The sequence below is a fragment of the Mesorhizobium sp. ZC-5 genome, from assembly GCF_025753855.1.
Taxonomy (GTDB): domain Bacteria; phylum Pseudomonadota; class Alphaproteobacteria; order Rhizobiales; family Rhizobiaceae; genus Neomesorhizobium.
Window position 1 is genome coordinate 61430 of the sequence record NZ_JAOWPT010000007.1, and the last position, 23510, is coordinate 84939.

The 23510-nt window shown below is 60.0% G+C and carries 26 protein-coding genes; 20 read left to right on the forward strand and 6 right to left on the reverse strand.

Annotation, left to right across the window (positions count from 1 at the left end; translation table 11 throughout):
- The first annotated feature begins 27 nt into the window (after positions 1 to 27).
- Genes OHD58_RS18975 through OHD58_RS18985 form a run of 3 tightly spaced genes read left to right on the forward strand, consistent with a single transcriptional unit; the run spans position 28 to position 1887 of the window.
- The gene (locus OHD58_RS18975; RefSeq protein WP_263804970.1) at positions 28 to 618 is read left to right on the forward strand and encodes a hypothetical protein; all 591 of its coding nucleotides are present in this window, start codon (positions 28 to 30) and stop codon (positions 616 to 618) included.
- 59 nt (positions 619 to 677) lie between these two features.
- Positions 678 to 1187 carry a hypothetical protein gene (locus OHD58_RS18980; RefSeq protein WP_263804971.1) on the forward strand — a complete coding sequence of 170 codons (510 nt, stop codon included), beginning with the start codon at positions 678 to 680 and terminating at the stop codon, positions 1185 to 1187.
- Between the two features lies 1 nt (position 1188).
- The gene (locus tag OHD58_RS18985) at positions 1189 to 1887 is read left to right on the forward strand and encodes a transglycosylase SLT domain-containing protein (protein WP_263804972.1); all 699 of its coding nucleotides are present in this window, start codon (positions 1189 to 1191) and stop codon (positions 1885 to 1887) included.
- A 43-nt stretch (positions 1888 to 1930) separates the two neighbouring features.
- Here OHD58_RS18985 and OHD58_RS18990 read toward each other — a convergent pair whose 3' ends face one another.
- Positions 1931 to 2263: a hypothetical protein gene (locus OHD58_RS18990; protein WP_100084852.1), complete on the reverse strand. Its 333-nt coding sequence runs from the start codon at positions 2261 to 2263 to the stop codon at positions 1931 to 1933.
- A gap of 144 nt (positions 2264 to 2407) precedes the next feature.
- Entirely contained in the window at positions 2408 to 2860 is a 453-nt protein-coding gene (locus OHD58_RS18995; RefSeq protein ID WP_006205840.1) for a helix-turn-helix domain-containing protein, read from the reverse strand.
- 646 nt (positions 2861 to 3506) lie between these two features.
- Here OHD58_RS18995 and OHD58_RS19000 point away from each other — a divergent pair.
- On the forward strand, positions 3507 to 3848 hold the full coding sequence (locus tag OHD58_RS19000) for a hypothetical protein (protein WP_263804973.1): 342 nt from the start codon (positions 3507 to 3509) through the stop codon (positions 3846 to 3848).
- 147 nt (positions 3849 to 3995) lie between these two features.
- Here OHD58_RS19000 and OHD58_RS19005 read toward each other — a convergent pair whose 3' ends face one another.
- A complete protein-coding gene (locus tag OHD58_RS19005) occupies positions 3996 to 4598 on the reverse strand; it encodes a thermonuclease family protein (protein WP_263804974.1) in 603 nt (200 codons plus the stop codon).
- Entirely contained in the window at positions 4598 to 5170 is a 573-nt protein-coding gene (locus OHD58_RS19010) for a hypothetical protein (RefSeq protein ID WP_263804975.1), read from the reverse strand. The genes OHD58_RS19005 and OHD58_RS19010 overlap by 1 nt, the downstream gene beginning before the upstream one ends.
- A 55-nt stretch (positions 5171 to 5225) precedes the next feature.
- On the opposite strand from OHD58_RS19010, the gene OHD58_RS19015 reads away from it, so the two are divergent.
- The 14 genes from OHD58_RS19015 (at position 5226) to OHD58_RS19080 (ending at position 19081) form a co-directional block, all read left to right on the forward strand.
- A complete protein-coding gene (locus OHD58_RS19015) occupies positions 5226 to 6077 on the forward strand; it encodes a lytic transglycosylase domain-containing protein (protein ID WP_263804976.1) in 852 nt (283 codons plus the stop codon).
- A gap of 12 nt (positions 6078 to 6089) precedes the next feature.
- On the forward strand, positions 6090 to 6398 hold the full coding sequence (locus tag OHD58_RS19020) for a TrbC/VirB2 family protein (protein ID WP_006205835.1): 309 nt from the start codon (positions 6090 to 6092) through the stop codon (positions 6396 to 6398).
- A 5-nt stretch (positions 6399 to 6403) separates the two neighbouring features.
- Positions 6404 to 6712, forward strand: coding sequence for a type IV secretion system protein VirB3 (locus OHD58_RS19025; protein WP_040583984.1), 309 nt, complete (start codon positions 6404 to 6406; stop codon positions 6710 to 6712).
- Between the two features lies 1 nt (position 6713).
- The gene (locus OHD58_RS19030) at positions 6714 to 9125 is read left to right on the forward strand and encodes a VirB4 family type IV secretion system protein (RefSeq protein ID WP_263804977.1); all 2412 of its coding nucleotides are present in this window, start codon (positions 6714 to 6716) and stop codon (positions 9123 to 9125) included.
- Positions 9122 to 10000 carry a hypothetical protein gene (locus tag OHD58_RS19035; protein WP_263804978.1) on the forward strand — a complete coding sequence of 293 codons (879 nt, stop codon included), beginning with the start codon at positions 9122 to 9124 and terminating at the stop codon, positions 9998 to 10000. The genes OHD58_RS19030 and OHD58_RS19035 overlap by 4 nt, the downstream gene beginning before the upstream one ends.
- 11 nt (positions 10001 to 10011) lie before the next feature.
- Positions 10012 to 10725 (forward strand): type IV secretion system protein, encoded by a 714-nt coding sequence (locus OHD58_RS19040; RefSeq protein WP_263804979.1) that lies wholly within the window; start codon positions 10012 to 10014, stop codon positions 10723 to 10725.
- A gap of 226 nt (positions 10726 to 10951) precedes the next feature.
- Positions 10952 to 12022 (forward strand): type IV secretion system protein, encoded by a 1071-nt coding sequence (locus tag OHD58_RS19045; RefSeq protein WP_263804980.1) that lies wholly within the window; start codon positions 10952 to 10954, stop codon positions 12020 to 12022.
- A 13-nt stretch (positions 12023 to 12035) separates the two neighbouring features.
- The gene (locus OHD58_RS19050; protein ID WP_263804981.1) at positions 12036 to 12767 is read left to right on the forward strand and encodes a virB8 family protein; all 732 of its coding nucleotides are present in this window, start codon (positions 12036 to 12038) and stop codon (positions 12765 to 12767) included.
- Positions 12764 to 13600: a P-type conjugative transfer protein VirB9 gene (gene virB9, locus OHD58_RS19055; RefSeq protein WP_263804982.1), complete on the forward strand. Its 837-nt coding sequence runs from the start codon at positions 12764 to 12766 to the stop codon at positions 13598 to 13600. The genes OHD58_RS19050 and virB9 overlap by 4 nt, the downstream gene beginning before the upstream one ends.
- A 7-nt stretch (positions 13601 to 13607) precedes the next feature.
- Positions 13608 to 14942: a type IV secretion system protein VirB10 gene (gene virB10 / locus OHD58_RS19060; protein WP_263804983.1), complete on the forward strand. Its 1335-nt coding sequence runs from the start codon at positions 13608 to 13610 to the stop codon at positions 14940 to 14942.
- On the forward strand, positions 14908 to 15954 hold the full coding sequence (gene virB11 / locus OHD58_RS19065) for a P-type DNA transfer ATPase VirB11 (protein ID WP_263804984.1): 1047 nt from the start codon (positions 14908 to 14910) through the stop codon (positions 15952 to 15954). The genes virB10 and virB11 overlap by 35 nt, the downstream gene beginning before the upstream one ends.
- Positions 15944 to 18259 carry a type IV secretory system conjugative DNA transfer family protein gene (locus OHD58_RS19070; protein WP_263804985.1) on the forward strand — a complete coding sequence of 772 codons (2316 nt, stop codon included), beginning with the start codon at positions 15944 to 15946 and terminating at the stop codon, positions 18257 to 18259. Before virB11 ends, OHD58_RS19070 begins: the two co-directional genes overlap by 11 nt.
- A gap of 220 nt (positions 18260 to 18479) precedes the next feature.
- Positions 18480 to 18803, forward strand: a complete 324-nt coding sequence (locus OHD58_RS19075; protein ID WP_263804986.1) for a type II toxin-antitoxin system RelE/ParE family toxin — start codon at positions 18480 to 18482, stop codon at positions 18801 to 18803.
- Positions 18800 to 19081, forward strand: a complete 282-nt coding sequence (locus OHD58_RS19080) for a helix-turn-helix domain-containing protein (protein ID WP_006205593.1) — start codon at positions 18800 to 18802, stop codon at positions 19079 to 19081. The genes OHD58_RS19075 and OHD58_RS19080 overlap by 4 nt, the downstream gene beginning before the upstream one ends.
- Positions 19082 to 19213: 132 nt before the next feature.
- Here the strand turns inward: OHD58_RS19080 and OHD58_RS19085 are convergent, their stop codons facing one another.
- Both OHD58_RS19085 and OHD58_RS19090 read right to left on the reverse strand, forming a co-directional pair.
- Positions 19214 to 21721: a relaxase/mobilization nuclease domain-containing protein gene (locus tag OHD58_RS19085; RefSeq protein WP_263804987.1), complete on the reverse strand. Its 2508-nt coding sequence runs from the start codon at positions 21719 to 21721 to the stop codon at positions 19214 to 19216.
- Complete coding sequence (locus OHD58_RS19090; RefSeq protein ID WP_006205591.1) at positions 21718 to 22140, reverse strand: hypothetical protein; 423 nt, start codon at positions 22138 to 22140, stop codon at positions 21718 to 21720. The genes OHD58_RS19085 and OHD58_RS19090 overlap by 4 nt, the downstream gene beginning before the upstream one ends.
- 309 nt (positions 22141 to 22449) lie before the next feature.
- Between OHD58_RS19090 and OHD58_RS19095 the strand changes: the two genes are divergently transcribed.
- Positions 22450 to 23142: a ParA family protein gene (locus OHD58_RS19095; protein WP_263804988.1), complete on the forward strand. Its 693-nt coding sequence runs from the start codon at positions 22450 to 22452 to the stop codon at positions 23140 to 23142.
- Positions 23139 to 23480, forward strand: a complete 342-nt coding sequence (locus OHD58_RS19100; RefSeq protein ID WP_263804989.1) for a hypothetical protein — start codon at positions 23139 to 23141, stop codon at positions 23478 to 23480. Before OHD58_RS19095 ends, OHD58_RS19100 begins: the two co-directional genes overlap by 4 nt.
- Positions 23481 to 23510 lie beyond the last annotated feature (30 nt).

A 23510-nucleotide genomic window follows, 5' to 3' on the forward strand; every position in this document is an offset into this window, starting at 1 on the left:
TCATAGGGCATAAAAGCGAGACAAGGAATGCATGGCCCCCTGACATTTGTCGCAGTTGCGGCTGCCCTTACATTGGCGCCCCATGCTTCGGCTCAGTCGCTCACGCATGATGCCAACGCCTGGCGCGCCGTCGCCTACGCCGATCTCGAGCTCCCTAATTCGGAAGCCGTGCCCTACGCCTCCCTATGGGCCGACCGACTGAAGAAAAACAACGACGCCTATGTGGCCAAAGGCGATATGCGCTTTGCGGTCGCCAATGCACCAGCTTCCGAGAGTCACATCGTCGTTCGCAGCCCAACCAAAACCGTCGTCCTCTCGGTCCTGCACACGCTCACCGGCTGCTCGCCGATCCGCACCGATCCAGTCGGCAAAGCCACGCTGAAACGGTGTCCCATGCGCTTGGCGATCTATCAGAACGGCCGATCCACGGTCGCTGACGCTGGCTCCGGCTGTTTCATCGAATATGGCGCGCAACCGAACAACGTCCGCCCCGACCTCGCTCGGAATGGTGCAATGGGTGCATATGATGTTCAGGCCAAAAGCATTCGCGCCGGCATCGTATTCCAAGGTGAAATCGCCCCGGAATGCCAATTCCGGGTCCCTATCCCGCAAACCTAGGGGAAGCCGCGATGCCTGGTTTGCTTCCGGCAACCTCGATATTCGGAAGGAGCGCAACCATGATCGACATGGAAAACCTGACCTTATTCAGTACACCAGCGTGCCACCGGCCATCGCCAGCGGATCAAGGCTTCTTTCACAACGCGCGATGCGCGGTATTGACCGCGGCTCCTGCCGGCGGTCACGGCGGGATGATGTTCAGGAGATCTGCCATGGCCAGCCCGACAATCTTCGCGACTCTAGCCGTCTTGATCTCGCCGGCAATCGCGCAAGCGCTTGATCCGCTCAAGGCTCCGCAGGGATCATATGTAGCGTCCACACACACATGTGCCGATCTCGACCAAGGCGTCGGCGCTCTCGAACTTGCCGAGTTCGACGGCGACGCAATCACCGTCGGCGCGAGCACCTGCAAGATAGCAGGCACCCGTCATGCTGACGATGCGTTCCAAGCCTCATGTACCGAACGTGGCAGCAGCTCCCCGGTCATCACGCCGATGAAGATTACGCGCCCATCCAGCGACGCGCTCTCCATCAATGGCGCCATCTATAATTTCTGCCCGGGGAAGTAAGATGCTGCGTCCCTTCCCAATACTCCTCTCCGCGCTCCTGGTCGTTGGACAAGCGCCTGTTGCGCAAGCGAATTCCTTCGATCAGGATGCAAGTTCTTGCGACCTCCATAACAAAACAACCCTGCGTTCCCTTTGTACGAACGGCGCGGGTGTGCCGAGCTATCCGTCCATGCAAGAGATGATGGAGCGCAGCCCGAACATCGCCAATATGATTGTAGACGCCGCCAACAAGTATGGCGTTGATCCCAAGCTCGCTCTTGCCGTATCCGCTCACGAAGGCGCGATGTCAGCATGTGCCGGCTCCTTCAGTGGCGTTCTTGGGCCGATGCAGCTTACGGGGGCCACGGGCCGGGCCTACGGAATGGATCGGGGCATCTTGTCAGAAAACATTGAAGGCGGCGTAATGACGCTTCGCGATGCCGTCAAATCGTGCGGCGGCACTTCAAGTATTCGCTGCCTCGCCGATCGTTACAACGGCAGCACTGAAAGCCAGCGCCGTAACTGGACGAACGACGTAAACCGCCGCTATGCCGCCCTCAATTCGGCCGGCCAGTCCATTCCTCAGGGATGCGGCGCGCAAGCGATATGCCAAATGGGACCAGGCGACTTTCCGACGCCCAATGATGGTGACACGAAACTCGCTTCATCCGCTCCCGGTCCCGCCGGCAGCGACATCAACGTTGCCCCTGGTCAGGTGTAACCCCCGCCTTGCCATTGAGGGCCACGCCGTCGGCCCGCCGCCTTCAATGGGAGAGATTTCGCGACGAGAGCTTTCCAAATCCCCGTTTCAGATGGCTTGCCAGCTCCTGGCGCACATCATCAGGCCATTGCTCCATCCCAACGCAGTTCACTTCGGCGGCAACCAGCGACCAGTACAGCAGATCCGCGTGTCGTCCTTCGAACAGAGCCGCCACGATGAACTGTCCGATCACCAACGTGATCGTCTCGGGCTTGCCTTTCTGCCGTAGAAAATCCGAAACCTCTTCCACCCATGGTTTCGGGTGGCAATCGACGAACGCGGCCGCTTCCTTATAAAGCGCATCGTCCGCTGCGACTTGCCAGATATTCGCTCGCATCGTGAACCCTTCAGCAACATAACGCCATTGCATCGACGCTGGCGGATTTCTTGGTGCGAGTCAAATAAATATAGAATAGATTTTCTGCCAATCGTAGCAAATTAATCTACGCTGGTTGTTTAGCAGCTTCTACTTTTCTTGTATCTACTGGTTTGCCCTGCGCCCCTTTTTGGCCGGAGGCAGCCGCTTCTTCTCGGAGGTTGCCCCAGCGGGGCTGGCGGCCTCTTTCAAAGAAGGAACACCACTGAACTCCGTCATCGAGCGCTTCACAGCACGCGTGGCCTCTATATGCCGCGCAATCTCGGTAAAGCTGAAGCCAAACGTCTCGATGTCCCGCTTCACGCTGTCGTCGTCGCCAGTACGACCAATGAGCGTCCACACCGGAACCTTCAAGTGCCGCGCCAGCCGCTCCAGCGTGACGAATGTCGGGTTCCCCTTCCCCGTCCGCAACTGGTAGAGCGTGCCGCGCGATAGCCCCGTAGCGTCGGCAAAACTCGCATAGTCCGGGTACTCATTCTCGATTTGGCGAAGTCGCAGCGCGAGCAGGATCGAAAGCCAACCATCGCTGTCTTCTGTCTTGTTTTTAAATATCGGCACAGCTGCCCCCCCTGCTTATCGGTCGGAATATGACGGCCATTTTTTGCAGAATGTCTAGTGCTCAGGGCTTGTAGCCGAAACGATAACTCATTGCCCTATTAAAGTGTCGCGGCATCCTCCCCATACTCCCGCAAAGTGACGGCGTACAGGTTATGACCCGCCAAATCGTTCCAGATGCACGATAGCATTTGACGATCTGCATTGCCTTTTGACAATGAATAATTCAATGAGTCCGGCTTGGATGTCCTGGCATCCGGAGGGACAACCCTGATCTCTACACTTGCGGCAGGCAGACCCTCCAATCGTTGCCCGACCACTTCGAATGACTTGGTTCAGGTCACGCCCTACGATGCCACGCTGACCACTGCTGATCTGGTGTAGGCGAGACCTCAACAGCGATGGTTCTGGCGATTACGCTCAAGACGGCGCCGCAAGGCTCGGCCCCGGGACCAATCTCTATCCCTGTTTGAGATGGGAATGCCGCCGGGTAATACTCTGAAGCCGATACCGCCAAAAACGGCACCATGCTCGCAAGCCGTCGAAAAACGCTTGATCCATGAGGGGCTACCTATCTCCACTGATCATTATAATGACGATCAATCTGTGATATTATAATGATCAACATCGAAATAGGAGACTCTCTGTCATGTTCATGAGGTTCGCGTTTGCAATTTTCGCCGGCGGCGTGCTCGCTTTCTTCGCCCTGCCCGATCACGAAGCCAGCCTTCGCATGCTCAGCTTTTCCACTGCTTTCTTGATCTTGTCCCTCGCCGCCGTCTGTGTCATCGAGTTTCTAAACCGCAGTATCGAACGTTATCGTCTTCGGTCGTCGTTGCAACCGTCGCCATGTGATGACGATCTTCCTTTGCATGACGCTGCAAAAGTCGAGCGCTCCGCCTGGTCAACGTCCGGCGTCAACCCCAAGGAGTCGAAACTAGCCTGGCAGTACCGCGTCAACGATCAGCGCCTTGGCCGCTTCAAACTCTAACAGGCTCTCCTTGCCAGGATCTGCTCAATCACGCACATAGACGAGCCTGCCGTACCGTCAGGTCTGCGATCTCGCTTGCCGTGGCGTTCGTGATGTGGCGGCGGCCTCAGCGGCATGTCAGGCATGATCCAACCCGCCGGGGACCGGTTATCGATTTGCAGGCGGATTCGAAGACTGACCAGCCGCGTTAGATGCGTTGCGGATGTTGTGGAGGATGATGGCATTCGGATCAGGAACGTTGGCGAACTGCCACAGGCCAAGGTGCTGCTTTTTAGCGACCTCCTGCGCGACAATATAGGGAGCATGAACCGGAGTGCCGTTCGGAGTGATGGCCGCAAAGGCCCATCCTGTTGAGATCAGCGCCGTGCCGAGATCGATGCGAGAACCGGCCGCGGATCCTGATACAGGCTGTGCAACGCAGACGACGAAGCGCGTTTTGGTCGCGACTTGCCAGGCGGCCGTGTAGCACTGGGGTTTGAGATCCCGGATAAGAGAGACGAGCATGGCGAGGCTGGCCTCGCCGCAATCGACACGCCCCCCTGCCGCATTTGTGAAATAAGTGCCTCGCAGGCAGGCTTGAACGCCGTAGAGACGGTGGGTCTCGCCGGCATAGGTCCAGGTGTCGCCGGTGCTGAAAGATGCTGTGGCAGGGATCTGAAACCAGGGATTGGGTTTGTCCTCGGCCAGTGCCGGAACACTGGCGAGGACGGCCGCGAGAAGGCCAACAACGGCTGAGAAGCCAGGCTTCATTATTGATACCTGCTCAGATCGAACCAGAAGCGCTGTTTGCCGTCTGTGGTCGTGAGATCGAGATAGTTTGGCTCCGTCCTCTTCTCGCGCGGCGTCACGGCGGATGTTGGACGCGCACCGGAACCCGAGCCTCTCGAGTAAGTGCCCCACGAGGCATTCGTTGCATTGCGCGGCGCGCAGAAAGCGCCGTTGCTGTCGGGCTTGTAGACAGTTTGTGAGCGAGAGCTGTTGTCGCTTCCGCCCGATTCGGTCTCGGGCGAGACGGCGATCGTGCCGTCCGGGCAGGGTTTGAATTTCTCATATCCGATACGACCGGAGCTGCCGGCCTCGGGGCACTGAGGCCAGGGCTCCCCATGCGCGACCATACGGAAAGCGCGCTCGACCGGAGGCACACATTCCCCGACGCTCGCCCAACCCTGCGGGTTGAGGATGCACAGCAAAACCTTGCAGCCAAAATCATTAGCATGGGCCGGCGCCACCGACAGAGCCGACAAGGTCGGCAAAAACGCCACAACGGAAAGAACCCTGCTCATTTTCATTGCGCCAGCCTCATTTTCGCGATTGCGGTTCATCGATTCATTGTATTAATTCAGCATTTCAGAATCGGCAACGGCGCAGATTATTTTAATGATTCGATCCCGCAAAACAGTACTGGCCGTGGGTGCGATCGTGGTGATGTGCCAGGCAGCGTCTGCGCAGGAAGCTTCCGGGAAGTTCCAGGGCAACGTCACGGCACCTGCTGGTCGCATCGTCAACGCGACTGTCGACGCAAAGGGCCGGGTGATACCGGCCTTTGAGGTTGGCAGCCATGACGTGCAGCGGATCGGTGCGGCGGGAAGCGCTGACAGCGCGGCCGCTACGGTGACATCGACCAAGGTCGACAACCCCTGCCCCGGCGTCGCTGCCCTGTCGAAGGAAGAGGGACAGCGTATCGTCGAAACGGTCGCGCGCCAGCAAGGCTTTGCCCCGCCGCTCGTCCTCGCGGTTGCCCGGGCCGAAAGCCGCTTCAATTCCGGCGCGCTATCGTCCAAAGGTGCCTATGGCCTGATGCAGCTTCTGCCGTCCACGGCAGCAAGCTACGGGGTCGATATCTGCGATCCCGCGGATAATGTGAAAGGTGGGATCGGCTTTCTGCGGGATCTGCATCGCAGATTTCCGAACCCGATATACATGCTCGCCGCCTACAATGCCGGCGAGGTCGCGGTTCTCAAATACAAGGGCGTGCCGCCCTACTCCGAGACGGTTGGCTACGTCGCCAACGTCATCAACGATTTCTACCAATGGCCATCGGTCGGGTCTGAGGCAGTGATGCCAGGTGGGGCGGTGAGCCTTGACCTGGCAGGCGTTCAACCGGCTGCGGCCGGCGCGGCGGATCAACAAAATGTTCCGCGCACCAACTCCCGCAATGGCGGCACCACGACGTCTCGCGAAGCGACGGCGTCGGTCTGGCAGGGCGGGATGGTGCAAAACTTTGACTGAGGAGAAGCTTTGATGACCATGTGGAAGATGATTGCGACACGCAGCGCTGGTGTGGCGATGCCGCTCATGCTCTTGGCAACGCAGGCGATGGCCGGAGGCGGAAATCTCCAGCCGGTGCAAAGCACGTTGCAGACGTTGGTGCAGACCCTGACCGGGCCGATCGCGACGGCTTTGGCGGTTCTGTTCTGCATTTTCATGGGCTTCATGGCCTGGGCGGCACGCCTGTCATGGTTTGTGGCTGGAAGCTGGGTCTTGGGTATCGTGCTGGTCTTCGGCTCGGCACAGATCGTCGAATTCTTTCAATCCGCGGTCGGCAGGTGATCGGCGTGGCAGACGGCCGGATCGATCCTGGCGAGCCCAGGTTACTGATCACCCCTCTCGTCAAGGGCCTGACCCGAGCGCCGACGGTGCTCGGCATCCCCTACGAGCTAGCGGGGTTCATCGGCGTGCTGACCGCCGTCGTGTTCCTTGCAACCCATAATCTGATCATGCTCTGCATCTGCGTGCCGCTCTATGCGGTTGCCAGGATCGCGATCATGCGCGATCCCATGTTCATCGAGATCATGTTCATCCGTTCACGAAAGATGCCGCCCCGGAGCGCCAGCTTCTGGGGGGCGCGCAGTTATCGGGTGTGACGTGGCGATCGCACGGGCTCTTCGCGATGAACTGAGTTTCGGGGCCGTATCTCGTCGGGAGAACCCGGTTTCGGCCCATATACCCTACTCGCGGCATGTGTCCGACGAGGTGATCAAGACGCAGGACGGCATGTTGATGTCCTTCGTTCACATGAGCGGGCTGTGCTTCGAGACGATCGATATCGCCGAGATCAATTCGCGCCTGCTCGGTCGCAACGATCTCATTCGGGGGTTGGCGAATTCCCGCTATGCGATCTACTCGCATATCCTGCGCCGCGAGGTGAAGCCGGCGATCGAGTCGAGCTTCGAGAATAAGTTCTGCCAAGAGCTGGACCAGCGCTATACGGCGGCCCTGCGCACCCAGCGCATGTTTGTGAACGACATCTACCTGACGATCGTGCGGCGCGAACTGCAGGGAACCGTCGGGACAGCGGATCTGGTGATCCGCAAGCTTTTGGGACGCAGGGCGGCGGACGGTCGCTCTTCGAGCGAGGAGCGGTCGCTGATCGAACTCACGGACGTGATGAAAGCCGTCCGAGAGAGCCTGCAGGCGTATGGCGCGCGGGTTCTGACCGTCGTCAAGCGCAACGACGTTTGGCATTCCGAGCCGCTGGAGTTCCTGGTGCAGCTTGTCAATGGCGGCTGTCCGCGGCCCATGGCACTGCCGCGCATGAAGCTCGCGGAGGCGCTGGCGACCAAGCGGCTGTTCTTCGGCCCGAATGCGCTGGAAATTCGCGGGGCGTTCACTGGCGAAACGCGATACGGCGCCATCATTTCGGTAGGCGAGTACCCTTCCATTACGGGACCGGGGATGCTCAACCCAATGCTGAAGGTGCCGCACGAATTCATCGTGACGCAATCCTTCGCCATCATCGACAAGCCCCAGGCGCTGACCCAGATGGAGCGGGTCGGGCGCAAGATCGACATGTCGGATGAAGCCGGCTCGATCGTCGCCGATCAACTCGGCGAAGCGCGCGATGAGCTTTTATCTTCGGAAGCGCTCTATGGTTTGCATCATCTGACGGTGCTGTGCCTCGGGAAAACCATGGACGACGTGGCGCGCTGCGTGACCGACGTCGGTACCGCGCTGACGGAGGTGTCCGCCCTGTGGGTTCGCGAGGACCTCAATTGTGAACCAGCGTTCTGGGCCACCCTGCCCGGCAATTTCGCCTATGTGGCGCGCAAATCGATGATCTCATCGAAGAACATGGCGGGCTTCTCGGCTTTCCATAACTATCCGAGCGGCCGGGCTGGTGGGGTGCATTGGGGAACGCCGATAAGCGTGCTCGAGACGACGTCGCAAACGGCCTACTTCTTCAACTTCCATGTTCGAGATCTCGGCAACTTCACCCTGAACGGTCCCTCGGGCTCCGGCAAGACGGTGCTGCTCGGCTTTCTCGCGGCACAGGCGCAGCGCATCACGCCGCGCCCCAAGTTGGTCATGATCGACAAGGACCGCGGCCTGGATATCTTCGTGCGGTCGCTTGGCGGCCGCTATGAGGTTCTCAAGGCCGGCGAGCCTTCCGGCTTCAATCCGTTGCGGCTGCCTGATACGCCGCACAACCGGGAATTTCTCTTCCAGCTTTTCAGTTTCATGCTGCGTCGCGCCGACGGACACGCCCACTTGACGCGCGAGGAGCAAGTCATCCGCAACGCGATCGCCCAGGTGGCAAGCGCACCGCCCGAAGGTCGAACAATGGAGGAGTTCGCCGAGCTGTTGCGTGGTGCGATGCGCGCCGGCGATGACGATCTCTATTCGCGTCTCCAGCCATGGATGAGGCCCGATCAGCGCGGTTGGTTGTTCAACAACGCTGAAGATTCGTTTTCGATGTCGTCCATTTTTGGCTTCGACATGACGAGCGTGTTGAGCGACGCAACGACCAGCACGGCGGCCTTGCTCTATATCTTCCATCGCATCGAGGAGCTGCTTGACGGGCAACCGGTCATGATCTTCCTCGATGAAGGCTGGAAGCTCCTGGACAATGATATTTTCAGCTACTTCATCAAGGACAAGCTGAAAACCATTCGAAAATTGAATGGCATCATTGGCTTCGGCACACAGTCTGCGGCGGATATCGTGAAATCGTCGATCGCCAACACGCTGATCGAACAGACGCCGACCAATATCTTTTTCCCCAACCCGAAGGCAGATGAGGAGTCGCACAGGGCGTTCGGGCTGTCCGAGCGCGAGATCAAATGGATCCGCGAAACCCCGCCGGAAGCCCGCAAATTCCTGATCAAGCATGACCAGGACAGCGTCATTGCGCGCCTTAATCTGGGCGCGATGCCTGACGCGATCAAGATCCTCTCCGGTCGAATTGAGACGGTCCAGGAGCTCGACGCACTGCGCGCGCGGGTCGGCGACGATCCGCAGGTTTGGTTGCCAATCTTTCTTGGGAGGGACCCGGAATGAATGCCATCGTTGGCGCGACGGCCGCCGTTGTGATGATTTTCGCCGGATCGATGGCGATGGCGGCCGTGCCGGTTTCTGACAGCTCTATTCTGTCGCAGCGAAGTGAGGACAAGGCCGACAAGGTTCAGATCAAGCTGATCCAGGAGGACACGAAGTCCGCGACGCAGGGCGTCAAATGCTCGGTGACGACCCCCAAAAAGGCGCAGAACGTGACGAGCCCCAAGGCTTCGGTCGATCCCGCGAGTGGCCGGGCCTCCCTGGAACAGGTCAATCCCGACGTCAAGGGCTCAACGGCGTTCGCCTCGACCGGAACGGGATCAGGCGCTGTCGGCGGCAATGCAGGCGAACGAAGCCTTCTGGACAGCACCGGCCAGGTGGCCGGCGGGATGAATGGCAGCATGTCGACCGTGGGTCCCAACAAGCAGGTCTTCGAGACCATGGGCCAGGATATCGGGACCGACCAAACGGTCATGGAAGCCTTCGACCGCAATAGCGCAATCCGAGCCCAAGGCGGACTGACCTTCAACGAGGTGATCCAGGCAACTGGGTTCTTCGCCCAAGCTTTCAACGTGCGAAACATCGGCACGGCCACACTGACAAGCCGGGGATCCTCCGGCCTGGTGGTGCCCAATCCCCCGCCCGCGCCGCCTGGCCCGGGCGGCTCGACGAGCTGTCCCGGAGGGACGAGCGGCGGCACGGCCGCCAACACGTGCTGCCCCTCGACGGACAGCGCATGCCCGGTGCCGCGCACGACCGACACGGTTGAAAACGTGTCGCCCATGCTTTCGCAAATCCAACGGGACGCGAACAGCGCTCCCGTGACCATGACGACCGACGAACTGATGTCGGCCGTCAAGCAATATCAGGCTCAATAGGAGAAAACGCTATGCGTGGAATTCCGTTAACAGCGGTACTCTTGCTTGGCTTTGGCGGCATCGCCATTGCCCAGGTGCCTACGATCGACGAGGCCAATCTGGAACAGGCTCGGCAGATTGCATCGGCAACGAGCGAGATCCTCAGCACCGACCGCAACATCATGAACTATACGCAAGCGACGCTCCAGGCCGTCACGGGCGACCGGTCGGGCGAGGCTGGTCAGCTCGCGCAGATCGCCTTGGGCAATGGTGGCTTCTCCATGGGAAGCGCACCTTCGCTTGGTAGCGTGATCTCGGGCGGCTCATTGTCGTTTGCCGGCCTCGGCAACGGATCGCAGGGAATGGTTTCAAACCTGATCAACGGCCTGCAGCTGGTGAAAACCATTTCGGGTCTGATCAATGGTCAGACGACGCAGATGGATAAGAACTACAGCGCCCTGGTGAACGTCGCGGCCACGGTCACCGGGCTGGTGGACTCCTCGCAAAATGGGGTGAAGACCCGTTCCAGCGCTTTTCAGTCGGGCGCTCAGAGGATCGGCACGGCGCAGGACATCAAGGGCTCGATCGATCAGAACAGCCAGATAATGGTACAAACCGGTCTGACCGTGAACGAACTGATCGGCGCGGTGAACACCGCCACGGCGGCCGCCAACCAGGAAAACATCGATCGTATGAACCTGATCACCCAGGCCACGCGGGGGCTCGAATACAAGTCCGGCCAATGACGGTGCGCTTGCTTCTATCAGTGGCCGCCCTCATTGGCGCTCTCGCGACCTCGGGGTGCGGCCACAAGCCCCTCAAGGCTCCATGCTCGCGCGACGAGGGACCGATGCAGCCGATGGCGTTTGCGGCGCCCGAACCAAGAACAGAAGCGAAGAAGTCATTCGAGTGCGGTCCGATGAAGGCACTCAATAGCGATCCATCGCTGTTTACAGGCGGGACGGCGAACAAATGAATTTCAATATCACGACGCTTCTGCAACAGGTCGACAAGTTCGGCAATAACTACGTATCGCAAGCCTACCAGAACCTCGCGTCGGCCCTGACCGGCGGGGGACAGGTGGGTGTCGCCGGCCTGATGCTGACGCTGTACGTGATATTCTGGGCCATCAGCATCTGGCAGGGAACCTCGACGGGATCGGGAAAAGAGATGGTCTGGCGCCTGTTTCGCGCCTTCGTCATCTACGCTCTGGCGACCAACTGGGGGGACTTTCAAACATATGCGTATTCGTTCGCCAATGACACACCTTCCGCGATCGGGAACAGCCTTCTCACGAGTGTTTCGGCCAATGTGACCGGGACATCAGCCGGGCTGAACTCCGTCAACTCCGTGCAGACGGCCCTGCAGAATATCTGGGATTCGCTCGCCAACTCCACGTCCGCCTTTATCAAGAGCCTTGGGGTGTTGAACTTCGGCGGCTACGTGCTGGCGGCGATCATCCTTGTCGTTGGCGCGCTGCTCATCGGTTATGCGATCTTCCTCATCATCCTGTCGAAGATCTTTCTTTGGCTTTTGCTGGCGCTCGCCCCAGTGTTCATCATTCTCATGCTGTTCGGCTACACAACCCGGTTCTTCGCCGGCTGGATAACCGCGATCGTGCAGTACATGTGTGTGCAGATTCTGGTGTACGCCTTCTGCGCCTTCTTCATCTCGATCACCCAGACCTATTTCGACGCGGTCAACCGGTCGAACGGTGCTGCGACGACGACCTTGACCGAAGCCGCGCCGCTGATCCTGATCTGCCTCGTCGGCGTGCTGCTGCTGTCGCAAATCACCAACGTTGCCGCCTCGCTAGCGGGCGGAATTGGTATTGGAACGCCTTCGTTTGGGCGCTTCTACGGCGGCGCCTTCGCGGCGATGGGCCAAGCCGGTCAGCGCAGGCTGATGGGACGCTTGGGCTGGAGCACGCGGCCGGAACGCCTGGCGGGTCGCGAGCGGGCGCGCGTCAGTCTCGCACAAAGAAGGTACGAGGATTCAGCGGAATATGCGCGGCTTTCCCGAAAGCTGACGGATCCCGCATAGTCTTGGGGCACCAATGAGCGATGTGAAGGAAAACGCTGGGGCACCGGCGAAGGAAACCCAGTCTCCTTTGCCGTACTATGTGGATGCGGCAATCTGGGAAAAAGATATCGCGCGGCGCAATCGTTGGTCGCGATCGCTGGCGTGGTGTGTGGCGAGCGTCGCCTCGGTCATTGCCGTAGCAGCGGTGGGCGCTCTGATCCTTGCGCTGCCGCTCAAGACTTATGAGCCCTACATGGTGGTGGTCGACAAATCCACCGGGTTTGTCGAGGTCAAACGGCCGCTGGCCGACGGGCCTTTGCAGCAGGACGAGTCGATGGGGATGTTCGATATCGTCCGTTATGTGAAGGCTCGCGAGACTTACGATCCGAAGGCGCTGAAGGACAACTTCGATCTGGCGCAATTGCTGAGCGCCGGCGATGCCTCGAGGGAGCTCGTCGAGCTTTTCAGCCCGGCGAACAAGGTGACGAATCCCGTGGTGCTGTACGGGCGAAACACCGTTGTGGCTGTGACTGTGAAGTCGGTGACGTTTCCTAACCAAAGGACCGCCCTGGTCCGTTTCATGACGGAGGAAAAAAGCCAGGCGAACACGGTGCAGCGGCATTGGGTGTCGTTGATCCGGTTCCGCTACACCGGCGTGCCGGCCAAAAACGAGATCCGCTTTCAAAATCCGCTTGGCTTCCAGGTGCTCGAATATAGGCGCGATCAGGAGACGGCGCCGGCACCCACCGCGGAGACACCGCAATGAAGATCGCCGGCATCCTGATGGCAATCTGGCTCGGCGTTTGCGCGGTTCACCCGGCCCTTGCCGAACAGACCCCTCGGGCGGGATCTCGTGACAGTCGTATTCGCTTCGTCTGGTATCAGAAGGACGATGTGGTGTCGGTGCCCGCCAGCTATGGCGCCTCGACCATGATCGAATTCGGCGATGACGAGAAAATCGAAACCCTGGGCGCTGGCGACGTCCCGGCCTGGAGCATCGAGCCCAACAAGAAGGGCAATGTGCTGTTTGTGAAGCCGATCGAGAAGAACGCGGGCGGGAATCTCAATGTCCTGACCAACAAGCGCAGCTATGTGTTCTTCCTCAACGGCGAATTTCGGCCGGTTGCACAACAAGTCTACGCAATCAAGTTCCGCTATCCCGAAGAGGCGTCGGGCGCAGCGCTGATGGACGAAGCCCAGGCCCGGGCGGCTCAGCCGAACCGGCAGGGATTCAAGGCCGAAAACGCCAACTCGTCCTATGCCTATAAGGGGTCGTCGGCCAATAAGCCGCTCGTGATTTACGACGATGGCGTGAAGACCTGGTTCCGCTTCGATCCAGCAAGGGAAGTGCCGGCGATTTATGTCGTCGACAGCGAGCGCAATGAGACCCTTGTGAACTATCGCCGCGAGGGCGCGTACATCGTCGTCGACAAGGTCAACTACCAATGGACCCTGCGCAACGGCAACGACGCGACCTGCGTCTTCAATCTGAGGCTGAACAATGTGAACGAACCGACCGGGATTGAACCTTACGAGCCGCAACGTGTCGGCGGTGGGACTGTTCGGAAAGTCAGGGGACCCGATGCCATCTCCCAATGAGTACAGAATGCTGGCTGAGGAAGGCACGGCGGTCGCCGCGCCAAAATTCGGAGCGACGACATTCTTCAGGATCGCGGTGCCGCTGGGTGCGGTGCTGTTCGCCGGCTGGATGATCTATGCGGCGACGCGTGCGCCAGACAGGCCGCTGTTGACGGCGTCGGATGGCGAGGAGTTTCACACCACACAGTTTCCCGCACCAGGGCTCGATACGCCGCGCCCCCAGCTTGATAACGGCACCCTGAAAATCCCGACGGCTCCCGAGGAGCCGCCGGCAGCGCCGGCACAGCCACCGTCGGCGGTCGAGGCGCCGCCTCCCCCTCCACCGGCCCTGCAACCGCCCGCAGCTCCACCACAGGTGCAGGATGATTCCGAAGCCCGTCGTCTGGCTGAGGAAGAACGGCGCAGGCAGGAAGAAGAGGAGCGGCGCAAATGGGAGCGCTTGCGCGCCAAGCAGCTCGTCGTCGATAGCGGCGACGCGCCTGGCAGTGCATCAGCACTGGCCGCCAATGGAGCGGATGCCGCGGCGCCTGGAAACGCCAGCGAGGGCGAGGAGGACCCCAACCGGCGTTTTTTGGCAAGGGCGAGCCGGAGCGGAGCGGATACATCGAAGGCCACGATGAACCCGCGCACGGACGCTCTGGTCGCCCAAGGGACGATGATCAAGGGCGTGCTCGAGACCGCCATCCAGAGCGATCTTGCAGGCATGGTTCGGGCCGTGGTTTCGGAGGATGTGTGGTCGTTCGACGGCCGCAGGGTTTTGATCCCCGCTGGCTCCCGCCTTATCGGTGAATACCGCAGTGGCCTCGCAACCGGCCAAACGCGGGTGTTCATTGTGTGGACACGCCTGCTTCGATCGGACGGCATGTCGGTGCAGCTCGGCTCGACCGGCACCGACGAGCTCGGTCGGAGCGGTATGCCGGGCGAGGTCGACAACCATTATTTCGAGCGCTTCGGCTCGGCGATCCTTCTGAGTGTCGTGGGCGGCGCGACGCAGTTCATTGCCAACCTTGGCAATGACCAGAACGGGTCGAACACCAATCAGACCTATACGGATCCGCAGACCGGACAGACGGTAACAATCCAGACGCAGCCCAACCAGCACATGCAGAGCGCGCGCCAGATCGGCGCGCAACAGGTCTCGCAAAGCCTCAACCGCATTGCCGAAGAGGCGCTTCGCAATTCGATCAATATCGCGCCCACGATCCATGTCGACCAGGGGTCGCGCATCATGGTGTTCGTCCGCCGGGACCTCGATTTTTCCGAATTCTATCCGGACCCGGTGCGCGAGGCGTTGAGGGAGATCCGACGTGAACGGGCAGCAAAGAACCGTCTTTCTAAATAAGGCGCTGGAGCCCGTGCGGCGCTGGCTCGACGACGATCGCGTGGTGGAAATCTGTGCAAACGGGCCTGGACGGGTGTGGGTCGAAATCGTCGGCTCGACACATATGGAGCCCTTCGACGTGCCCGGGCTCGACGGCGCCGCGATCACCTACCTCATGGAACGTATAGCCGCATCATCCTCGCAGTCCGTCAGCGAGGAAAATCCCTTGCTTTCGGCCGCCCTGCCGGGCGGCGAACGCTTTCAGGGCGTGCTTGCGCCGGCGACACCGGCAGGAGGCGCCTTCGCAATCCGCAAGCAGGTCATGAAGGAAATGCGCCTTGAGGATTATCGGAAACGTGGGTCGTTCGATACGATCTCCGTCCAGGATCCCGGCGAACTGAGCGAGACCGACAGCGCCCTTTGCGAATATCTCGACGCCGGCAAGATCGAGGATTTCCTGCGCCTGGCCGTGCGGGAACGGTATTCGATCTTGCTTTCAGGAGGCACGTCGTCGGGCAAAACGACCTTTCTGAACGCGATTTTGCACGAGGTACCTTCGGATGAAAGGATCCTCACCATTGAAGACACGCGAGAGGTCAAACCACACCAGCCCAACTATCTGCCGCTGGTCGCGTCAAAGGGCGATCAGGGCCTAGCGCGCGTGACCGTTGAAACGCTGCTGCAGGCGGCAATGCGCCTGCGGCCGGATCGAATCTTCCTGGGCGAGATCCGGGGAGCCGAAGCCTATTCGTTCTTGCGCGCCGTCAACACGGGTCATCCCGGATCGATTACGACGATCCATGCGGACAGCCCGGCCGGTGCGTTTGAGCAGTTGGCATTGATGGTCATGCAGGCTGGGCTCGGTCTGAGCAAGGCGGAGATCATCGATTACGTGCGGTCGGTTTTGCCGATTGTGATCCAACAGACGCGCCGGGGCGGCTGGCGCGGTACTTCGGCGATCTGGTTCAACCGCATGACTGAATGGAGAGCCGCCAGAAAGGTTCCCCAGGATGTCTCGCGTATTGGCCTATAGACTTTTCCTCGGCCTAATCGGTCTCGCTGCTTTCTTTGCCCTTTGGAGCCTGGCTTACGAGCTGGTGGCGACATGGCGGTGGGATCCCGCCCTGCCTTCTGAAGGAGCCTCGCGCTGGGGGCTTTTGCGGTACCAGAACGCGCAACGCAGCCTGAGCGGCCTGTTCGTTGCCTGGCAGCACTTCAGTCAGCGCTTGGCCTATCATCCCACGCAAAGCGAGACGATCATCCGCGGCGCGGTCGCGGTCGCAATTGTCGTGGCGATCGGCGTCGGCTTGATCTTTGCAAGCCTGATCAACCGCAAGCCAAAGCACTACGGCGATGCGCGGTTCGGCACAATCATGGACGCCGAAAGGAAAAACCTGCTGGCAAAGCAAGGCTTGATCCTCGGCAAGATGGGCGGGGCGACGATCCGCTCGGACGATCCCGCGCACGTCCTCGTGGTCGGGCCGACCCGATCCGGCAAGGGCGTCAGCTTTGTCATACCGAACGGGTATATGTGGCGAGGATCCTCGGTGTGGTTCGATCCGAAGCGGGAGAACTTCGAGGCGTTCGGTGCACACCGGCAGGCTCTCGGCGACAAGGTCTTTTTCTTTTCGCCCGGCGAGCAGGATTCGCATCGCTATAATCCGCTGGATTTCATCCGGCGCGATGCGCGCATGCCGACGGACTGCGCGGTGGTCTCCTCCTTCATCATCCCCGAGGCGACAGGAAGTTCCGAGATCTGGGCGCGCGCCGGCCGGCAGCTGCTTTCGGCCATGATAGGTTATGTGCTGACGTCACCACGCTATGAGGGGCAGCGTCATTTGCGCGCCGTCGCGATGCTCCTTTCGACCGGTGTGGATTTTCTCAGGGTGCTGACGAATATCCGCAATGACGAGGAAAAATATCTGCCTTCGTGGGTCGTGCACGGGCTCAACCAGTTCATTGCGCTGGAAAAGGAAACGCGAAACTCGGCCTACTTCAACCTGACGGCGGCTCTCAACCCCTGGACCAATGATCTCGTTGCAGCCGCTACGGCGTCGACCGATTTCGATATCTCGAAGTTTCGCAAGGACCCGACGGCTCTCTTCATCGGCTGCTCGGTGGCGCAGCTCGACGTGTTCCGGCCCATCATCAAACTCCTGGTTCAGCAAATCCATGATGTGCTGATGGCTTCCTCGCCAGGTCCTGACGAGCCTTATCAGGTCCTGGTGATGATCGACGAGTTTCGCCAGCTCGGCAAAATGGAGTCTATCGTTTCCAAGCTGGCGATCAACGCGGGCTATGGCTTTCGCATGGTCCTGATCCTGCAGGATCTTGCCCAGCTTGACGAAGTTTATGGAAAAGCGACGCGGCAGACCACGGTGACCGCGTGTCAGGTGAAGCTTTTCATCCGCATGAACGACATTGAGACCTCGGAACATGTCTCTGAAATGCTGGGGCCGACCACGATCGAGGTCCCCACACCGATCATCAGGGCCGGGCAAGGTATATTTGGGGGCCGAGACAAGAGTTTAAGTTATCAGGAAAGACCGTTCCGGACGGCGGCGGAGCTTCGGCAGATGCCGGCGAAGCAGGCCGTGGTTTTGGGCTCGAGCCCCCCTGGTTTCATGGTGCGCAAGGTCACCTATTATAAGGACGCTCCCTATAAGGCGACCTACCAGCAATTTCGGCACAGGCGCTTGAAGGTTCCGCCTCTCTCACGATGGCAGGATCTTCCGCTGCGCTCCATGGCGGAGGTCGAAGCGGCGGCTAACAACGCGCCGGCAGCACCTTTCGAGTTGGGGGAACCCGATAGCGTCGAAGCGCCGGTTTCGGGCGATACAGCCTATGCCGAGGCGGTGCCGCCTGCGACTGGTGCGGCGGCTGAAAGGGCTGGTCCCGTCGGGTTAAAGCCGAAAGCAAGGAGCGACAGCGCGGACGCACCACAGGCGCTGCCAAGCTCAGGCCTTCCAACGGGCGGTGAAGCTGAAGCAAAGAGCGAGGTCGCCGCTGAAGTTCCGGAGTTGAAGCCGAAGCGGACCGATCAGACAGCCGATGCTGCGCCGCGGCCGCTTCCCACCCTTGGCCGGCGCTCGGCGCCGGCAGCATCAAAGGCGTCCGACCCGAGTGCGTCTGAAGGCAAGGCGAGTATCTTGCAATTCCAAGTCCGGCCGGGAAACAAGTCCACGTCGATCGCCGCGCTGCTCGCATCGCTCGATCAGGAAGTGGAGGCCGGCGCTCGTTCCCTGTCACCGTCAGTGGATAGCGGCGATGTCGACGGGGTACCGTCAGCCGCTCTTGAGGCGCTGCAGGATCAAATTAGACGTCACGGCGATCGCTAGGACGTGAAATTCACTTGAATACAAATGAGCGATTTGTGCCTTCGGTGCCTATGTCGAGTGTGAGAACCAGACGAAACGTCCCTAATCCGATGGCGGGCGCATCGAACCGGTTCGAGCGCCTCCCGGTTCTTGGTGGGGACGTGAGCTGATTGCTCGTCCGTAAAATGCGATTGATTTTCACTCTAGGCAGCCTGTATCAAAACCGATACAGTGCACCCCGATGAAGGTGATTGAATGGCTGGGAAACAGTCGGGCGGATGTTCGAGCGTTTCCTGACGATGCGCGGATAGAGGCCGGCTGGCAGCTCGAACTTGTCCAGCGCGGCGACGATCCCGACGACTGGAAGCCTATGCAGATCGTGGGGGCCGGCGTCAGGGAAATCAGAGTCCGGGAGGCATCGGGAGCGTTCCGCGTCATCTATCTGGCAACCCTGGAGGACCGCGTTTTGGTGCTTCACGCGTTCCAGAAGAAGACACAGGCCACATCCAAGAAAGACCTCGATCTGGCGGCTCAACGGCTAAAACGATGGAAGGCAGAACGATGAACGTAGAAATCTATGAGAACGTCTGGGACGCCCTGGCGGACACCGAACAGGAGGCAGCAAACCTTAAAGCGCGCTCGGCGCTGCTCTACGAAATTCGTAAGGCAGTCCAGCGTTGGGGCATTCCCCAGGAGGAAGCCGCCAAGCGGCTCGGCCTGACGCGCCCTCGTATCAATGATCTGCTGCGCGGTAAGCTCGCCAAGTTTTCGCTTGACGCGCTCGTCAACATCGCCGCCTCCGCTCACTTGGATATAGAAATCCGGGTGAAGGAGGTTGCATAATCACCAGGTGTCTAATCCTCGCCTTTCCTCGGAGTCCATCCGCGTTTGGACGCGAGCGTGTGCCGAACGGAGCCGCTGCCAGAGCCCGGCTTAGGGAACAACGAGCCCCGCAGTGGTTGCATGGCGAGGCAACTACTGCTTTTGCGGCTTTTGTGAATCCGGCTCTTCGCCTTCGACTGGAGCGGTGTTGATGCTTCTCGACTGCAGGCGCTGCAGTTCTTCGAGCCGTTCGCCTTTGACGATCTCAGGATCAAGCGGCTCGTGAGGATTGTGCGCCAATGAACGCGCGGCTTCGCTTGCGGCTTGTGCCTCGCGGGCTTCCTTCGCAGCGATGCTTTCGGCATTGCGAACCATTTCGCGGTCTTGTGCAACCTGCTCAAGCGATGTCGGATCGATTGAGCCGGCATGTTCATCACGAAGTTGTCGCTCGATGGCACGATTGCGGATTTCGTTCGCGCGCTGTGCCTCTAGGTGCTCCGTAGCCTCGATCTCACGTGCACGATTTGTGAGCTGCACGACCGCTGGTTCATGTTGAGCAGGACCATATTCTTGTCGCGCCTTCTCCCAAGCATAATCTTTAACATGTTCAGCAAAGGGCTCATCTTGTTCCGCGTTTCCTTTCGAATAAAATTCATCATCTGAGCGTTGCACGGATCTTGCGAACGCCGCTACATCAACATCCGTCCATTCTGACGGATCTTTGGTCCTATACTGTTGATCTTCCATCTCCCATGCTCTTGCGATAAGCGCTTCACTTCGTGATCCGGCGATCTGATGCGCTTCTTCATGCGAAATGTGCGTCACACCGCGCTCCTGCATAGATTTGAGATCCGTTCGGATCGCCAGCAGCTCCATGGTCGGCGCTGCGCTTCGCAAGAACTCTGCCTTGGTCTGGCCGTTCATCATGGCGGCCGTCTTGTTTACGGTCTCGTTGATCTCTTTTAGGTTTTCCCGCATCTTGTCCGCGGTGGCATCTGAACTCATTTGAACACCCTTTCCATCTCGAATAGCAACCACAACAGTACCGGATCGGAAAGCTTGCGTCATCCGATCAATAAATTGATTCGCTATCGCGTTATCCGGCTGAGAAGCAGCAACCGAGTGCCAGTCCCGAAGGCTTGCCTGGGTGGCCTGCAGCTGGCGCGCCGAAATCGGAATCTTGATCGGGTTGGCCCTCGCGTAGTCGATCCGCTGTCGTGCTTTCTCGATGACCTGCGGGTTTGCACGGGCATACGCGCGGTCCCGCGCCTCCCTACCTGGCCGCGGCTTTTCGGCCGTGGCAACGATCGCCTTGTCGCGCGGACCATAGCTTTGTGATGACGCTCGATAGGCCGCGGAGGTCGCGACGATTTTCATGCCCTGTGCTTGTGCGTGCTGAGCATAGAGCGCGCGCCATTCGCGAAGTTGGGCCGGACCTGGTCGCAATCGCTGACCATCCTCACCCTTCACCGCGACGATGGCATGGACATGAATATGGCCGCCCTCCTCGGCCATGTCGGCATGCATCCCAAAGGCGAATTTGTGATTGGGGAACTGTTCATGCAGGAACCCACGTGCGGCCCTCACCAGGGCTTGTCCGTCCTCACCTGCCTTGGCCGACAGGATCATATGCATAGTGTCGCGCGGCTTGTAGGAATTCAGCGTCTTGTCCCAGGACTGCGCGGTCTGCCGGACCGCCTCCTCAGACGCGATCGTGACGCCGTCGGCGCCGATCGCCGCTCCGTCATGGGTAAGGCGCGAGAGATGGAACACGACACCAGCTTTGCCGTGGCTGGCTTCCCCAATTGGCTTGACCGAAACAGTATCCTCCTTGACCCCAAGCGTCTCGGCGATCCGCGAGGCGATCATGGCCCGGGTCGGTGCCGAGAACCGGCGATCCTCCTGGCGCCGATCGGAAAAGTGAAACCGATGCTTCTTCTTCTCGTCTCCGTTCTCGCCCCGCACGACGCTGTGTCCGGCCATGGTCGCAACGACACGCGCAACGCTCGATCCGTCCTGTAGCGTGTCGATACGATAGGCGAAACCGTGGCCGGCAAAACCAGCCTGAACCGCCAATGAAAGGCGCTCGGCATTCTCCTCTCCTGCCACCGAAAGCCGGAACGTCGCGACATCGTCGCTTTCCCGCCGCTTGTCGAAGCCCTTGCCCCACTGTTTCATTTCCTCGGCAACGGCGGCCTGCGTCGCGAGGATGCGGGCGTCATGAGTTTCGAGCGCGACGCCCTCCTTCTGGATATATTGACCGATGGCGGCTGCTCTTGTGACGCCGTGCCCATAGGAAATCACCTTCAGAACCGCCGGCTGATACCCGGCCGCCAGCCGGTCGGCAGCCGCCCTCGGCGCAGGTCCGCCGGCGAGCTTCCGCCGCTTCGTTGGCAGGGCGAAGTTTAGTCGCCCGGCTTTACCGCGCGGCGGCTCCAACTCCCGGGCAGACGAGCGCGGCACGGCGGGTTCCGGGGGCTGGCTTCCGCCGAAACCGCCCTCCCCCGGCCCGCCGCGAACCGTCTTGAACAACCAATCATCGTCATTTCCAGCAAAGGACAACAGGGCCCGATGGCGGCGCTTGCGGTTCTCTTCTTCAAAAGCTGCGCTCGCTCGAATCCGATCGGCTATGGCCTGTATGGACGACGGGTCGAGGTTCACGCGTCCTCACCATCCAGCAGATGCGCCGCCTTCCGAAGTTTCAGGCCATGGGCAATCGTCATTGCCGTCAATTCGGCGTCGACAGCTTTCACCCTGACATCCAGTGCGTCCCATATCGGCAACGTCGCCTCCATTGGGACGGCGTGGCCGGAATGAATGGCATGCAGAAGCTGGCTGAGGTTTCGGCCGACCATCCGGACTTGCGAGGCCAAGGCCGCGACAGTGCGTGAATTCTCTGCCGACAGAGCGGGGCCGACATCCAGGCTGGCCCGGATGATGCGTCGCAACGTCTCCGCCCGGTCAAGCTGGAACACCTTGCAGGCCTCGTCCAGGAGTGCGCCCGCCTCCGGCCCGATATCGATCCTGGAGCGCTTTCGAGTGTCCTTTTGGGCGGGGCTGGTGCCGAAAATTCTCGCCATGGGGCCTCACGTCGAAGACGGTCCAGGTCGAAGCGAAGCGACGACCTGCCCAGCCAATTTGGACCCAAATTGCGTATCTTGTCAATTCAATACGCAACATTATACTAACTCACTGATGAACTAACGCTGAGTCGATTTTGCACCTTCGAACATTGAACTAAGTGCGCAAATTCATATTATCGCACAGTCGCTTATGTGCCTCCGCACTTCGTCGCATTGGCGCATTGGCATAATGAAAGAAAGGCACTTTGGCGCCAGATCGCCTCTGCGCTTTGGCGCCAAAGTGACACGCGAATATTGGGAGAAAAAATGCCGGAACAACGCGCGGTGCAAATCACAGTGGCCTCGCCCAAAGGCGGGGTCGGCAAGACCATGACCACCATCCTGCTCGCTGGCGAATTCGCCGCCGCCGGTCACCGGGTGTCGGTGCTCGACACCGATCCGCAATTGTCCGCGGTGGAGTGGAGCAAAAACAGTCACCGCGCCGGGTACGCTCTTTCGAACATCGACGTCATCCCTATCAGCTCGACCGACGAACTGATCGACCGCCTGGCGCAATCTGACGCCGAGGACCTTCTGCTGGTCGATGTCCAGGGCACGGCCGTGGCTGCCCTCGGCCCGGCCGTCGCCAACGCCGACTTCGTGCTGATCCCGACGAAAGCGCACGTCTTCGATGTCAAGCAGTGCCTCGGCCTGATCCGGCACATCCGATCGCTTGGCGGACGCCACCGCGAAATTCCCTACGCGGTGATGCTCAACATGGTTTCGGGGATCGAGCACAACACCATGGCTTTTCGCACGGCGATCCAGCTGCTGCGGCAGGCCGACGCCAGCGTGCTTGAGACCTTTTTGTCGCAACGGCCGACCTTCGCCTCAATCGCAACCGCCGGGACGCTCTACGAAGTCCAGCCCGTGAACAAGGCGGTGCAGGACGCTCGCGACCAGACGAATGCTCTGACCGCCGAGATCATCCGCAAACTGAACGGAGCCACCTCGCAATGAACGAGAAAAACGATCGGACCGCAAACCAGCTTCCGCTGCCTGCCTTGAAACCGCGTGCCCGTTCGGATGCTCCGTTCTCGCGCAACATGGCTGCCATAGTGGAATCCAGCATCAGCGAAACGGACAACCTGGAGCAGCAGACGAGAACCCAGTCTGCCAGAACGGCGAATTCGAGGCTCGAAAAGCCAAAGGCAGCCGGCGAGACAGCCCGGCTGCACACGCGCATTCCGGTTTCGCAGATGATCGAGCTGCAGGTCCATTGCGCGCGCAATAGGACAACCATGCAGGAGGTGGTTCAGGGTCTGATAACGGAATTCCTTGCCCGGCAGCCGAAGTAGCCAGACGCGGTGATCAGCGTCGATCGTCAC